The 15318-nt window shown below is 38.3% G+C and carries 15 protein-coding genes; all 15 read right to left on the reverse strand.

Annotated features, from left to right (window positions below; all coding sequences use genetic code 11):
* Positions 1–30 precede the first annotated feature (30 nt).
* The gene (locus VPAR_RS05645) at positions 31–1389 is read right to left on the reverse strand and encodes a UDP-N-acetylmuramoyl-tripeptide--D-alanyl-D-alanine ligase (protein WP_012864509.1); all 1359 of its coding nucleotides are present in this window, start codon (positions 1387–1389) and stop codon (positions 31–33) included.
* Between the two features lies 1 nt (position 1390).
* A complete protein-coding gene (locus VPAR_RS05650) occupies positions 1391–2875 on the reverse strand; it encodes a UDP-N-acetylmuramoyl-L-alanyl-D-glutamate--2,6-diaminopimelate ligase (protein ID WP_012864510.1) in 1485 nt (494 codons plus the stop codon).
* A gap of 55 nt (positions 2876–2930) precedes the next feature.
* Positions 2931–3335, reverse strand: a complete 405-nt coding sequence (gene ftsL / locus VPAR_RS05655; RefSeq protein WP_004697156.1) for a cell division protein FtsL — start codon at positions 3333–3335, stop codon at positions 2931–2933.
* A gap of 21 nt (positions 3336–3356) precedes the next feature.
* Positions 3357–4289: a 16S rRNA (cytosine(1402)-N(4))-methyltransferase RsmH gene (gene rsmH, locus VPAR_RS05660; RefSeq protein ID WP_012864511.1), complete on the reverse strand. Its 933-nt coding sequence runs from the start codon at positions 4287–4289 to the stop codon at positions 3357–3359.
* Positions 4290–4298: 9 nt separating this feature from the next.
* Entirely contained in the window at positions 4299–4730 is a 432-nt protein-coding gene (mraZ, locus tag VPAR_RS05665; RefSeq protein WP_004696227.1) for a division/cell wall cluster transcriptional repressor MraZ, read from the reverse strand.
* 383 nt (positions 4731–5113) lie between these two features.
* Complete coding sequence (gene trxA / locus VPAR_RS05670) at positions 5114–5434, reverse strand: thioredoxin (RefSeq protein ID WP_004696229.1); 321 nt, start codon at positions 5432–5434, stop codon at positions 5114–5116.
* Positions 5435–5443: 9 nt separating this feature from the next.
* Positions 5444–5818 carry a CoA-binding protein gene (locus VPAR_RS05675; protein ID WP_012864512.1) on the reverse strand — a complete coding sequence of 125 codons (375 nt, stop codon included), beginning with the start codon at positions 5816–5818 and terminating at the stop codon, positions 5444–5446.
* A 132-nt stretch (positions 5819–5950) separates the two neighbouring features.
* Positions 5951–6925 (reverse strand): tRNA glutamyl-Q(34) synthetase GluQRS, encoded by a 975-nt coding sequence (gene gluQRS, locus VPAR_RS05680; RefSeq protein ID WP_012864513.1) that lies wholly within the window; start codon positions 6923–6925, stop codon positions 5951–5953.
* Between the two features lie 80 nt (positions 6926–7005).
* Entirely contained in the window at positions 7006–9915 is a 2910-nt protein-coding gene (locus VPAR_RS05685) for an insulinase family protein (protein WP_012864514.1), read from the reverse strand.
* A gap of 140 nt (positions 9916–10055) precedes the next feature.
* Positions 10056–10373: a hypothetical protein gene (locus VPAR_RS05690; protein WP_012864515.1), complete on the reverse strand. Its 318-nt coding sequence runs from the start codon at positions 10371–10373 to the stop codon at positions 10056–10058.
* A gap of 7 nt (positions 10374–10380) precedes the next feature.
* The gene (locus tag VPAR_RS05695; protein ID WP_004696945.1) at positions 10381–11610 is read right to left on the reverse strand and encodes an aspartate kinase; all 1230 of its coding nucleotides are present in this window, start codon (positions 11608–11610) and stop codon (positions 10381–10383) included.
* 319 nt (positions 11611–11929) lie between these two features.
* A complete protein-coding gene (locus VPAR_RS05700) occupies positions 11930–12319 on the reverse strand; it encodes a class II SORL domain-containing protein (protein ID WP_012864516.1) in 390 nt (129 codons plus the stop codon).
* Positions 12320–12457: 138 nt separating this feature from the next.
* Positions 12458–13000, reverse strand: coding sequence for a cob(I)yrinic acid a,c-diamide adenosyltransferase (cobO, locus tag VPAR_RS05705; protein WP_012864517.1), 543 nt, complete (start codon positions 12998–13000; stop codon positions 12458–12460).
* A gap of 204 nt (positions 13001–13204) precedes the next feature.
* On the reverse strand, positions 13205–14581 hold the full coding sequence (locus tag VPAR_RS05710) for a cobyrinic acid a,c-diamide synthase CobB (protein WP_012864518.1): 1377 nt from the start codon (positions 14579–14581) through the stop codon (positions 13205–13207).
* 29 nt (positions 14582–14610) lie between these two features.
* Positions 14611–15318: a precorrin-2 C(20)-methyltransferase gene (gene cobI / locus VPAR_RS05715; protein ID WP_012864519.1), complete on the reverse strand. Its 708-nt coding sequence runs from the start codon at positions 15316–15318 to the stop codon at positions 14611–14613.

Here is a 15318-nt window from a genome sequence, read left to right on the forward strand (position 1 = left end):
GGACGGCTAGATATAACTAGCCGTTACCTATTATTCTCGATCCTTTAATTCTTCAACAACGCGCTCCATTCGTAAACCACGGGAACCTTTCACAAGGATAACATCCCCTTTTTCACGAATATCACTGTATGCGTTTGCCATTTCTAAATGACTCTTACAACGGAATGCAGTTAAACCTGCTTTTTTCGCTTCCTTTGCAATAAAGGCAGCAGCATCACCAAAGGTAAATACAACACTATATCCTTCTTCAGCAAGTAATTGACCAATTTCGCGATGTGCTTCTTCAGAGAAGTCGCCGAGCTCGAGCATATCGCCGAGCATTGCAATTTTACGTTTACCTTCCAATTGACCAAGAGCTTTAATCGCTTCAGCCATGGATGATGGATTTGCATTATAAGCGTCATTTAAGATAACAATATCTTCAAACGGAACGATTTCTTGACGCATTGGAGTTCCAGTAAACTCGCTCAAACCTTTACGAATTGTATTGGATTTTATACCTAACACACGACCTGCGACGATAGCCGCCAATGCATCATATACATTGTGTTCACCAATCATAGGCAAGAAGATATCAAAAACTTCATCATAACACTTACAGGTAAACTTAATACCATCTTTTTTATAGCGCAAATGACTACCAATACAGGTAGCATTACGTTCAATACCATACGTAATAGTTTTACCTTTAGCTAAGCTATCCATTGCTTTTACATATGGATCGTCCTCATTAAGGATAGCCACACTATTTTCAGGCAAGCAACGAATCAACTCACCTTTTGCTTCAGCAATGGCTTCGCGAGAGCCTAAAAGCTCGATATGACTAGTACCAACATTGGTAATAATCCCCATCGTTGGTTCTGCAATCAACGCCAGTTCTTCAATTTGGCCGAGGCCACGCATACCCATTTCAACAACACAGGCTTCATGCTCAGCGGTCAAACGTAACAAGGTTTTTGGTAAGCCAATTTCATTATTATAGTTTTTCTCAGTTTTTAATACATTAAATTCTGTACCAAGTACGGCTGCCACCATTTCCTTTGTTGTAGTCTTACCAGATGAACCGGTAATAGCAACTACAGGAATATCAAAACGGCGACGATGATAACGTGCCAAATTTTGATATGCTACCAAAGTATTGTCTACCTCGATACAAGCAATGCCTTCTACAGCACGTCCTTTTTCAACGATAGCTCCTGTGGCACCTTTTTCAATAGCCGTATTGATAAAATCATGACCATCAAAAGTATCGCCTTTTAATGCTACAAATAAAAATCCCGATTCAATAGTTCTCGTATCAGTAGATATATCTAAAAACTTAATATTGTCGGTATGTGCACTCGTCCCCTGTGTGGCCTCCACTACTTGAGACAATGTAAATTCTGCCATATTAGATCTCCTTGAGGGCTGCTCGCGCCTCTTCACGATCATCAAAATGGATCGTTTTATCCTTTAAGATTTGGTAATCCTCATGCCCCTTACCTGCAATGAGTACAATATCCCCAGGTTTTGCATTTTGTATAGCATGTTGAATCGCTTCCCGACGATCAACGATAACTTCATAGTGAGTTCCTTCTCGAAGGCCGTCTTTAACGCCGACTTCCACATCTTTAACAATTTGTATAGGATCCTCTGTACGCGGATTATCAGATGTAACATACACAACATCACCGTATTGTGCCGCAATGCGTCCCATAATAGGACGTTTGGTTGCATCTCGGTCACCGCCACAACCAAAGACTACAATAATACGATTTTCTTGAATAGCCTTTGCTGTTTGTAAAATATTTTCTAACCCATCTGGTGTATGTGCATAGTCTACAACAACAGCAAATGGTTGACCTTCTTCAATCAATTCAAAACGACCAGGTACAGCACTAAATGTTTTCAACGCTTTATCGATGTCTTCCATGGAAATACCTTCTAATAGGCAGGCACCAATAGCTGCTAATGTATTATACACATTAAACAAGCCAGTCGTATTCATTGCAACTGTATAGTCATGACCATCATAAGATACCGTGTAACGGCTAGACTTTGGCGTCATATCAACGTCATGAGCATTCAATGTGCCGCTACCATCAATACTATAGGTAATGATAGGGGCTGTAGTTTTTTCAACAACCCGATGTCCATAGGCATCATCGATGTTAATGACAGCACCCTTACCAGATTTTATTTGGTTTGGTTTGCTAACCTGTTCAAATAGTTTACATTTAGCTGCTAAGTAATTCTCAAATGTTTTGTGAAAGTCTAAATGATCTTGTGTAAGATTTGTAAATACTGCCGTATCATACTCAACACCAGATACGCGTCCCAAAGCCAATGCATGGGAAGATACTTCCATTACGCAATGTGTAACGCCCTCTTCCACCATTTGATGCAAAATATGTTGTAAATCTACTACGTCAGGGGTCGTGTTATGAATCGGATATGATGTATCGCCAATCATGATATGAACCGTACCAATCACACCGACCTTATGACCTTGAGCTTTCAAAATATGACGAATCATATGAGTTGTAGTCGTTTTACCATTAGTACCAGTAACACCAATCATGCGCATGGAATTGGCTGGATAATCAAAAAAGTATGGCACACAGGACATCATAGCCGCACGTGTATCTTCAACAGTGATAACACAAACGTCACTACTTACCTCAACAGGTTTAGATACTAATACAGCTACTGCCCCAGACTCAACAGCTTTATTAACATAGTTATGACCATCGACAGTAGCACCATCTAAAGCAATAAATAAACTACCCGCTTTTACAGCACGAGAATCAGCGGTTACATCTAAAATTTCAACAGCTGTATTACCTTCTACATGCGGTGCATGTAAGGTTTTTACTATATCTTGTAATTGTTTCATATACAATCTCCTTTACACGCAAAGGAAAGCAGCCCAATACGAGCTGCTTCGCCTGCTAGTCTATAATTTGCTGTTTCTCTTGTACATTACGTTCAGTAACAGCGCTTTTTGTGCTATAAACAAAAGAATCAGGCAAAACCATTCCTAGTTGTTCTTCTGCGATTTGTTGGATACGTACAGGAGACTTCAAAGAAGCCACTTCAACGTCCAATGCATCGTTATCTTTTGTTAATTGTACTACAGCTTGCTGTGTTTTAACTACCTCATAGCCCAACTTTGTACTGTATGCATTCATAACCATCATGATAAGCAAGCATGCAACTAATGCAGCAATACCATATACAACTTGCCACATCATAGGGCTTAAATCTAAAGCTACGTTTGCACTACGTCTTCTCCCTTGTGCAATGACCAACATATCACCTTTTACTTGGCCCACAACAGCCTTTCTTGCTAACATAACACTTAACCCCTTCCAATTCTACAACTTTACTGCTACGCGCAATTTAGCGCTTCTAGCCCTCGGATTAACTTCAATCTCCCCTATACTTGGCTCTATAGCCTTATTTTTTGCCTTTACAACTGCCTTGTGATTACAAACACACATAGGCAATTGTGGAGGACATATACATGCGGTACTTAACTCTTTAAAAGTTTGCTTTGTAATTCGATCTTCCAAGGAGTGGAATGTAATAACTCCAATCTTTCCCTTTGGTTTTAACATCGATACAGCATCTACAAAACTATCATGCAAAATTGCTAATTCTCTATTTACTTCAATACGTATGGCCTGAAACGTCCGTTTTGCCGGATGAGGTCCATCTTGTCGTGCCTTTGCAGGTATTGCATTCTTAATAATTCTAACTAACTCACCAGTAGTAGTGATTCTTTTTTCTTGGCGTGCTTCAACAATAAACTCAACAATCCGTTTAGCCCATCGTTCTTCCCCATAGTCGCGGATAATTTGCAGTAATTGTTCACTGTCATATTCATTAACAATTTCCTCTGCCGTGAGAGGTGCATCTTTATCCATACGCATATCAAGAGGTCCATCATTCATATATGAAAAACCTCGTTCAGGGGTATCTAGTTGATAGCTTGATACGCCAAGATCAAATATAAAGCCATCTACTTCATAGATGCCCGCATTTCGGAGGGCTTCTTTTAAGTTAGAAAAGTTTGTAGGTATTGTTAACACCTGACATTTCAAATCAGATAAACGCTGTCGAGCTACACTCAAAGCATCTTCATCTTGATCTAAACCTATAATCATACCTTCTGGGTCTAGCATCTCGCCCACTGCGTGAGCATGTCCTGCCCCACCAAGGGTACAGTCCACATAAATGCCTTTTGGATTAGTTACGACGGAGTCCACCGTTTCATGTAAGAGTACGCTAGTATGATTAAATTCCATCATAGCCTCCTATAACATAATCCCTTCAAGCCCTTCAACTAATTCTTCCATGCTTTCAGCCACTTGCTCATCATAGAAATCGTATTTTTCACGACTCCAAATTTCAACGTGGTCCCCAGCACCTACAATAACAGCCTGTTTATCAAGGCTTGCATATTCACGTAGTGGTACAGGAATGAGGACACGACCTTGTTTATCATATTCAAGTTCAGCAGCACTACCAAAAACAAAACGTTTTAAGGCACGCACGCTAGCTTTAGTGGAGGATTGTGATTGTAAAGCAGTAGAAATTTTTTTCCACGCCTCTTCGGTGTAAATAGCCAAGCAGTTATCTAAGCCTTTTGTAACGATGCACAAATCGCCTAGTTGTTCACGTATTTTCGCAGGTATAATCATCCGCCCTTTTGTATCAATAGTGTGATTATATTCGCCCATGAACATACGTATCACCGCCTTTCACTATTTCTTATCCACCACTATATGGTAAATTCTACCACAATTCCCCACCTTTCACAACAAAAAATCCATTTTTATCCCACTTTTTTATATTTTTCTTGTTTAATCTCTATTTTTCTCCGCTTTTCTACAATACATATGTTCGATTAAATATTTAAAACTAATCAATTTAAACCACTCTCCACCACAATGGTGAAATATCACTCCTTAGATGGACATAATCCCCACTTTAGATGTATTATGATTAGCAACTCATAAAAGTTAAAGATATTTAGGACTATATTCAAAAAAGCACAAAAAAACCTCATCAATGTACAACACATACATTGATGAGGTTTTCCTCTATTTATATAGTTTTGATTATAGTATTAGAATTTAGATTCGATAGCCGCTTGAAGATCGCCTTTAGGTAAAAAACCAATTTTACGGTCTACTACTTCACCATCTTTTAAGATAACGAATGTAGGCAATACTTCAACTTGTAAATTACGTGCTAATTCTGGTTCTTCATCAGCGTTTACTTTTACAAAGTTAGCTTTACCTTCAAGCTCACCTGCAATTTCTTCAATGATTGGCATCATACGTACGCAATAACCGCACCATGGAGCCCAGAAGTCAACAACAGTAACACCACCTTGGTTTACTAAATCTTGATATTCAGCAGTTTTTAAGTCTTTTAATTCGCTCATTGTACCCTCCTACGGTAATTGAACTAATACACAATCTTGAATGACATGCAGGTCTAAAGCATGTGCTTTTTCAACAACAGATGGTTTATCCGCCCCCGGTTGCAACCACACAATAGAAATGCCAAGTTCTTTACATTCATCAAGTGCAGCTAATCCCGCTGCTTCTGGCACAACAAAATCTACCACAGCAGGCGCAACAGGAAGTGCAGAAAGGCTAGAGTAACAGGTGTCTCCATCTATTTCTGCAATATTAGGATTAACTGGATATACTTCATATCCGTGATCTTTAAGACATTTATAAATCTTATAACCGAACTTTTCGGTTTTATGGGTAGCTCCAATAACGGCCCATACTTTTTGATCTAAAGCTTGTTGAATTGTCATTTCGACCACCTCTTATATACTATTATAAATAAATATCGAACATTGTCAATATATTATATCGAATTATATAGTTAAAGAATTATTCTCTTTTAGCAATCATCCTATAACATAAAGCAATACTATTCTATTACTCTATTCTTTAATTTGTATCTCAATCGTTTTCTGACTAAGACTAGGTAAATTTAAATCAATCTCAATTAATTCAGATAAACTAATTTCTCTACGACTAAATGTATGAGCTTCAACTAAGCCGCCAGCAATAGCTAGTTCACCTAAAATTCTATTAGGAGACCATTGACTTTCACGTAATTCACGAATAGTAATACTTTTTTGTCGTTTAGATAATCTATGCCCTTCAGAATCAATTAGTAATGGAGCATGTCCATAAGAAGGTATTTGTATATTTTTAGATGTAAAACTAGATTGTAATGTTTTATATAAATATATTTGCTGCCCCGTAGTCTCTAGTAAATCGTCTCCACGAATGACCTCCGTTATCCCCATAGCAATATCATCCAGTACGACAGCTAAATTATAGGCATACATACCGTCACCACGACGCAATACATAATCATCTAATTCACCTTCCAAATGAATATGTTGAAAGCCTTGCCAGCGATCTACAAAATCTATATCACAGGAATTAACGGCTAAACGCAAAGATGGTTCCTTAGATGTCATAAACTCTTTTATCAATTTATCCTCTAGATGACGACAGTGTCCATCGTATCGATGAATTATTTCTCCAACGTGGGGAGCCGAAGCAATAGACTGGAGCCTTGTACGATTACAAAAGCAAGGATAAATTAGTTTTTCTAATGCAAGATGTTCTAATATGTCTCTATAATATGTTTGTCGCTCACGTTGCCAATACGTTGATTCTGGTCCACCAACACGAGGTCCTTCATCCCATTCAAATCCTAGCCACTCTAAATCATCTAATAGAGCTTCCCCTAACTCACGTTTAGAGCGTTGGGTGTCTATATCCTCCATTCGCACAACATACTGCCCATTTTGTTGCTTCGTAGAAACATAAGATAAGAGGGCTATCCACACATTGCCGAGATGGATATATCCTGTGGGGCTTGGAGCAAATCGACCTTTCATGATGCCCTCCTACAGTACAAAACAAGTGGCATATCCCGTAAACTTACACAGAATATGCCACTATAAATAATATAAAACGATTATCCTAGAGAAATAATGTTATCAAATACCTTGCCAGCGTCTTTAATTTTTTGTTCGTTCCCCATTGTACAAATATGATTGTCCTTCAATACTGGTTCAACCACATCTGCTAAAGCAACGATATCCTCTGGCTTACAAGCGATAACTTGTTTACGGAAATTCACTTTATCCTCTAGTTTAGCACCGCTAAAATACATGCCCATCGCACGTGGACCACGCAATGCAGGAGTCATTGGTAAATCTAAAGAGCTCATAGTACCGATAATATATTTTCGCATCTCACGATCAGTCAACGTGAACTCACGAAGGTATTGAGGTAACTCTTTATATACATTTAATGTTTCTACCAAGTTTGGATCGCGATAGCTACAGAAAATCATATTACCATCGTCATAGAAGTTTGCAAAGGCACCGTAAGCACCGCCTTGTACACGAATGCGAATCCAAAGATATTCATAACGTAAAATCGTTTCCAATACACTCATTGGGCCTACGTGTTTATACCCATGGTCTATAAAATTACCACCTTGAGCTACATATTGAACCTTACCAGCTGTAACGATACCATCATTACCAGACAAACGTATAATCTTTAATGTATCATTACTTAAGTCAGTAGTATCCCAAGTTTCAATCAATGGTTTCATGAGATTTTCAAAGGCTTCTAATTCACCTTCTTCACCAACGAACATGATATCTACATTGTTAGCACGGAAAATCTTACGAGCCACATCAGCTAATTTTTCTGGCAATAATGGTAATGCCGCAGGATTAGAAGCCAATTCGCTAATCTTTTGATAATAACCAAAGTTACCATTATCTCTAAATTTACCAACTGCAGATACTTGTGCCATAACACGTTGACTTACAATGGAATTACCACGACGAAACGCTTCATTATCCCAAATAGCTTTGCTTTCTTGAACAAGTTCAGTCAAGCGTCTATCGTTACTATAATCTGCTTTTTGTACTACTTCGTTAATCAAGCGACATAAGTCAGGTAATTTAGAATGCAAGGCTTTAGCGCGAACAATCATGAGAGGAGTAAATTCATCACGCTTACCATCTTTACTAATAGCCGTAATATCTGAGCTTAAACCGCCAAGGTTCATATTGATATCTTTAGCCAATGCTTCGTAGCTACGTTCAGATGTGTCGATACGACCGATAATATCACTTAGAATATCGGCATAGAACAACTCATCTTCTGTAAGACAACTTAAATTAAAGTAAAGACCTACATAGTTGATACCTTTTGTGAAAGTAGGTACAAAATGTACTGTAGTGTTGCCAATTTTACTTTCACGACGCTCTACCTCTTCAATATTAGGATTTAAATCAGATAATTCAAGCAATGGAATCGACGCTAACGCTTCATCACTATCTGGAGCTTCTTGACGAAGTTTAAGTCGTTTTGTTTGCTCTACAATTGCTTCGATTTCTTCTGGAGACATCTTAGCTTTTACAGCGGCTAAATGTTCTTTAACCTCTGCATCCTTACGCTCTTGAAGACCACGCTCAGGATAAATAGAAACAAGCACTTTATGATTGTTATTTAAGATAGATTGACGAATTAAATCTTCAAAGTACGTACCGGATAAGCCCTTGCGAATATTCACTAATGCTTCTTCGTAGTGTAATAACTCAAGTGGGTCATTGTCATATAGCCAATTATCCATCATACGGATAACATAAGCTAAACCGATTGGGCGACCACCAAAGTCGCTTTCACGAAGAGCAAACTCAATACTATTCAAAGAAGCTTCTAATAATTCTTTATCTAAACCGTTATCACAAAGTTCTTGCAATGTAGATTCCACAATACGCTGCAAGTCAGCTTGTTTATCGAGATTAGAACCAGTTGCTTGCACGGTCCACAAAGGTTGACGAATGCTATCAAGATAATAACCACTCACATCAGAACCGATACCTGCTTTCACCAAAGCCTGTTTAAGAGGAGCCGCAGGAGATGTCAACAATGCATGTGTTAATACCTCAAAAGCCAAGCTATGCTCAGGTGTTACATCAGGTAAAACATAGGCAAAAGAATGTAAAGTACGGTTATCTGTAGGTTCTTCAGAACCTACGCTGTATGGATAGCTCACCACCTTACCTTCCGTAAATGGAGCTTGTAAGCCAACCTCTGTATTAACCTCAATAGCATCGAAATGACTTAAGTACTCATCATTCAAGAATGCCAATTGCTCTTCAATATTCATATCACCATAAAGGAAAATATAACTATTGGACGGATGATAATGAACTCGATAGAACTCTTGGAACTCTTCATAAGTTAAGTCCGTAATATGGTCAGGATCTCCACCAGAATCAACACCATAAGTGGTATCTGGGAAAAGTTCACGCATCATTTGGCGTTCTAGAACGGAATCCGGAGAGGAATAAACCCCCTTCATCTCATTAAATACAACACCTTTATAGGTAAGTTCATCTTCCGCATTATCTAGTTCATAATGCCAACCTTCTTGCATCACGATTTCTGCATCATCGCGAACACGTGGATATAACACAGCATCAAGATATACATCCATCAAGTTGTGGAAGTCTTTATCGTTCTTGCTGGCTACAGGATACATCGTTTTATCAGGATATGTCATAGCGTTTAAGAACGTGTTTAAAGACCCTTTAACAAGCTCAACAAATGGCTCTTTTAAAGGAAACTTACGAGAACCACATAAAACGGAATGTTCCATAATATGTGCTACACCAGTACTATTATGTGGCGTGGTTCTAAAAGCAATATTGAATACTTTATTAGAATCTGGTGAATCAATATAAATTAAACGTGCACCAGACTTTTCGTGTTTCATTTCATAAGCGGTACCATTGATCTCATCAATGCGCTCAATGCGGTCAAGGCGAAAGCCAGAATAAACCTTATTTATTTCCATGCTGTCCCTTCTTTCTATACTAATATAATGATTTCTCTCTGAATAATTTATTATATCATATCGATGACTCTATATATAGATGTTAAGAATAATTATCGAATTACAAAACCCCATAGGCAAGTATACCCATGGGGTTCATATTATTTATTATATTGCATCTGCCACTTTTGATTGCGACGTAAGGTTAATAAGCCTTCTAACACGGCTTCAAATTGTATAAAGCTCAATGTATATGGTTGATACATATCTGGTACAACCTTGTAAGTAATAGTAACCTCAGACTTATCGTAATCATAGAAGATACCATGTAAATTACTCATTGTTGTATAACCAGTTTGAGCTTGTTCCAATGTTGGAATAGGCTGATTTTTTAGATTTCCTAGTAGATCGCTAATGAAACCTTCCTTACGACCTTGGTCATTGAGCATTTCATCCATAAAACTACGTAGACTATCCATGAAGTAATTAACCTCGTTGATCTAACAATAAGCCATTATGAATTACACGAACGGCATCTTTTACGCGATCTTCAGCAACAAGACAAGAAATACTAATTTCAGAAGTAGAAATGATTTCAATATTGATACCTTCTTGGCTCAAAATATCAAACATTTGCGCAGCTACACCAGGTTGTCCTAACATACCTGCACCAATAATGGAAACTTTAGCCATTTTTTCATCGATATTAACAGCTTCAATATCTACTGCTTTTTGTAATTCTTCTAATACTTCTCGAGCTAATACCACATCATCCATAGCTACTGTGAAGATAAGATCAGTTTTTGGTTCTCCCACGGAACGGATAGATTGAACAATCATATCTACGTCAACGTTTCTAGCAGCTAATGCTTTAAATACAGTCGCTGCAACGCCTGGTTTATTTTCAACGCCTACAAGGGCTACTTTTGCTGTATTTGTATCATCAGCTACGCCAGTAATTACGTGTTTATTTGCTTCCACAGTATAATCCTCCCGAATAATAGTACCTGGTTTATCACTAAATGTAGAACGTACATGAATAGGTACACCATAACGGAAACCCATTTCTACGGCACGCGGTTGCATTACACCTGCACCAAGGCGTGCCATTTCAAGCATTTCACCATACGTTACTTCTTCTAATTTGAAAGCTTCCTTCGCCACGCGAGGATCTGTAGAATATACGCCGTCTACATCCGTAAAAATCTCACATACATCCGCTTTCATAGCACCTGCCAATGCAACAGCTGTTGTATCAGAGCCACCACGACCTAATGTCACCATATCACCATATTCAGTTATACCTTGGAAACCAGCAACTACTACTATTTTACCTTCATCCAAAGCTTCAAACACACGATTAGGATCAACGCCCAAAATGCGACCTTTATTAAACGTATCACTACTTGTAATACCTGCTTGATCACCTGTTAAGGATACAGATTCCTGACCACGTTCGTTAAAAGCCATTGCCATCAATGCAATTGTTACTTGTTCACCCGTAGATAACAAACGATCCATTTCACGACCATACGGCTTGGATGTAACTTGTTTAGCTAAGGCCACCAAGTCATCAGTTGTATCACCCATAGCGGATACAACAAGAACGATTTTATCGTCAGCTTGCTTCTCACGAAGAACGCGATCAACAATATTAAATATTTTTTCTGGTGTAGCTACGGAACTACCACCAAATTTTTTAACGATTAAGGCCACAATAATCCCTCATTTAACTATGTTTACTAAATATCAATATGCATATACTTTACCACAAACAAATAGCACTGTAAAGGGATGTACAGCAATTAATCCACTGGAGTGATACAAAACTCCTTTTTATGCGGACACTAAAAATCAAATAATATGTTTATAATATTATGAATATGCATTAAATAATCCTAACATGTATTAGCCATAATGCCATTAAATATCTACTATTGGAAGTTTAACTTTACCTCATTATTAAGCTATGTAAACACATAGATATACAAAAAGACCAGCCCTCGGGCTGGTCTTTATTAGTTGTTTTAGTTAATTAAGCAACTACGATATCTTTTTCGGATTCCCACAAGCCATGAATATTGCAGTAGGAAACAGCGATCAATTTACCGGATTTTTTCAAAGCTACTGCTAAAGTACCTTCAGAAACTGCTACTACAGGACCTTCATTTGCAGTTGCACCGTCACCATGAACGTTGAACTCGATAGCGCCAACTTCGAATGGTAATTGAGTGCCTTCAGCTACGAAGTACAATTTAATCCAATCAATGTGATGTTCTACAGTGTTTGGATGTGCAATGTCTTTACCTACGGATAAAGTAACGTGGAATGTTTCACCTGCTTTTACAGTGTCAACTGTTTCGATAACAGGAACGTGTTTTTCAGTAGCGAAATCGCCAGATTTAATGTAATCATGTACAGCCATAGTTAACCTCCTGGTTAGTCTTATATACATACTTAATGTCAAGAATATTGAGCACCTCTGTGCTTATGACTATATTATACATTTTCGATATAGTTTTAGCAAGTTCTTTTTCGATATTTTTCGATTTTTTTAATTTAGTTAGAATTCAATTCCTTTAGCAGCCTTAATGCCCTTTTCATAAGCATGCTTTACTACATTCATTTCCGTTACAGTATCTGCCATATCAATGATTTCAGGTTTAGCATAGCGACCCGTCAAAACAACATGAAGTCTTTCTGGCTTATTTTTAAGCATTTCCACTACAGAATGCACATCGATAAGCTCATAATTAATGGCATTATTTATTTCATCCATAACAATTAGATCCCATTTATCGGAGTTTACTTCCTCCACCAATGTCCGCCAAGCGGCTTGAGCTGCTTCTTTATGGCGAGCAAGTTCAGCTTCTCCTACTTCATCACGTTTATAGTAAATAAAACCCTTTCCCATAGAGCGAATTTCAACTTGATCACCTAGTTTAGCAAGACCTGCCAATTCACCATAACCATTACCGCTCTTAATAAATTGTAATATAAGAACCTTGAAACCTTGTCCGACAGCACGTAAAACAACGCCTAATGCCGCTGTTGTTTTACCTTTACCATTCCCTGTATTAACTAGAATTAATCCACGTTCTTCCATAATAGCTCCTTTAATACGAACTGTCCCGCAATAACTTTAAGAACTAACTATTCCTGATTAATTACATTCTCCTCATATTTACTAATAGGATCACAACAATACATATGAATATAATTGCAATTGCAATTGCACATTACAATACTTATGTATGTAATTGTGATAATACATAGTAATATAAACCTATTAAATACATTTATACATCTATTACTTTTGGGCTTTATAAGCAGCACATGTATCAACAAAATGTTGTGCCCCTTCATCAGAGCCAGCAAAGTTCAAATGTAAGTAAGAAGCTAATACATTTTTTGTTGCATAGCCGCCGTCATACGATTGAGGTTTACGGCCTCCTTCTAAATGAAAAGCCCATGGAAAGTCATCTATAGTTGGCTCCATTGTAGAGAAATGGAACTCATGACCACGAATAGCTGTATTCATAGCGCCTAATAAAGTATCTCTCTTTGCAGTTGCTGTAACATAGCCCACCTTTTGAAGCTTTTGTTGCATCACACAATTGGCAGGTACAATACCTACAGTTTTATATACAGAACCTCCAAAGTCATTAATACTTTCACAAAGATACATGAGGCCACCACATTCGGCATAAATAGGCATACCTTGTGCATTAGCTTGGCGGATAGATTCCTTCATAGACTCATTGCTAGATAACTGAAATAAAAACATTTCTGGGAAGCCACCACCGAATACAAGTCCGTCTACATCAGGAATTACCGAGTCATTAAGCGGACTAAAGTAAACAAGCTCAGCCCCTTTTTCCTCTAACGCAGCAAGACTAGCTGGATAGTAAAAAGAGAACGCCTCATCATAAGCTACACCGATTTTCACACGTTTTTCAATGGTTTTAACATCTATAGCATCTGGTAGTTCGATAGTTGGTGCATTAGTAGCAATTTCCAATAGTGCATCGAGATTTACCATCTTCTCAACAGCTTCTCGAATCGTATTAATCGCCTCTGTTGGATCAATCTCAGTAACCGGTGTAAGTCCTAAATGACGTTCTGGAGAATGCATACGATCATCACGATAAATGGCACCAATAACAGGTACCCCGATTTTATCCATCCCTTCACGAATCATACGCTCATGATTGGCTGAGCCTAAGCGGTTCAAGATGACACCACCAAAGTTTACCTCTGGGTCATAGTCACGGAACCCTTTAGCAATAGCGGCTGCACTTTCACCCATAGCTTTACAATCAATAACAAGCACCACCGGTGCATTTAACTGTTTAGCAATTTGAGCCGTAGAACTAACGCCCTCTCGACCACCATCGTAAAGGCCCATAACACCTTCAATAATGGCAAGGTCTACATCATGTGCCATTGTAGCAAAGAAAGGAGTCAACTTGTGAGGTGGCACGAGCCACGTATCTAAATTATAGCTGTCACGGCCGGATGCAATTTTATGAAAGCCCGGATCAATATAATCCGGGCCCACTTTAAAAGATTGCACCGTACGTCCACCATTTGCATAAGCGGCCAATAAACCCGCTACGATAGTTGTTTTACCAACACCAGAGTTGGTACCAGCAATGACAACACGTGGAATCTGTACTGTGTTCATAGATATTACCTCGTAATACGATGTGTTTGTTAACGATCCTTGCGTTTTGCAAGAATTGTAGATAAGTAGTTGAGTTTAGTATCTTTTGGCATATTATCTAAACCTACGAATACTTGCTCATCAGGCAAACCTACACGGCTAATCATAACCGCATCATCTGCCATATTATGTTTAATCAAGGTTTCTTGTACTTCATCAAAGTTTTTATATACCTTCATAATAACTGCATCATCTGCAACAGCCAATACAGCATCGATTTTTTCTTTAGGCGCTGTAGCTGGAACGATGGCCAATACCTCTTCCTTCTCTACGATTGGATAGCCAAGGTGAGATCCGATAGCACAGAATGCAGTAACGCCAGGAATTGTTTCAATTTCATGCCCTGTGTTTTCAATCAAACGGTATACATACATATATGTGCTGTAGAACATAGGATCACCTAATGTTAAGAATACAACACTTTTACCTTCATCCAAATAAGACAAGATAACGCGTTTAGCCTCTTGCCAGCCTTCCTCTTGCGTAGAATCATCCAACACCATTGGGAATACTACAGGAACGATTTCTGTATGTTCTTGGATATATGGGGATGCGATATCAAGGGCTACGGAACCATCTTTCTTTTCTGTTTTAGGTGTGATAATAATATCTGCTTCTCCTACGATGCGAGCAGCTTTCACAGTCATTAATTCAGAATCGCCAGGGCCTACGCCAATACCATATAATTTACCTTTCAT

The organism is Veillonella parvula DSM 2008 (genome assembly GCF_000024945.1).
Taxonomy (GTDB): domain Bacteria; phylum Bacillota; class Negativicutes; order Veillonellales; family Veillonellaceae; genus Veillonella; species Veillonella parvula.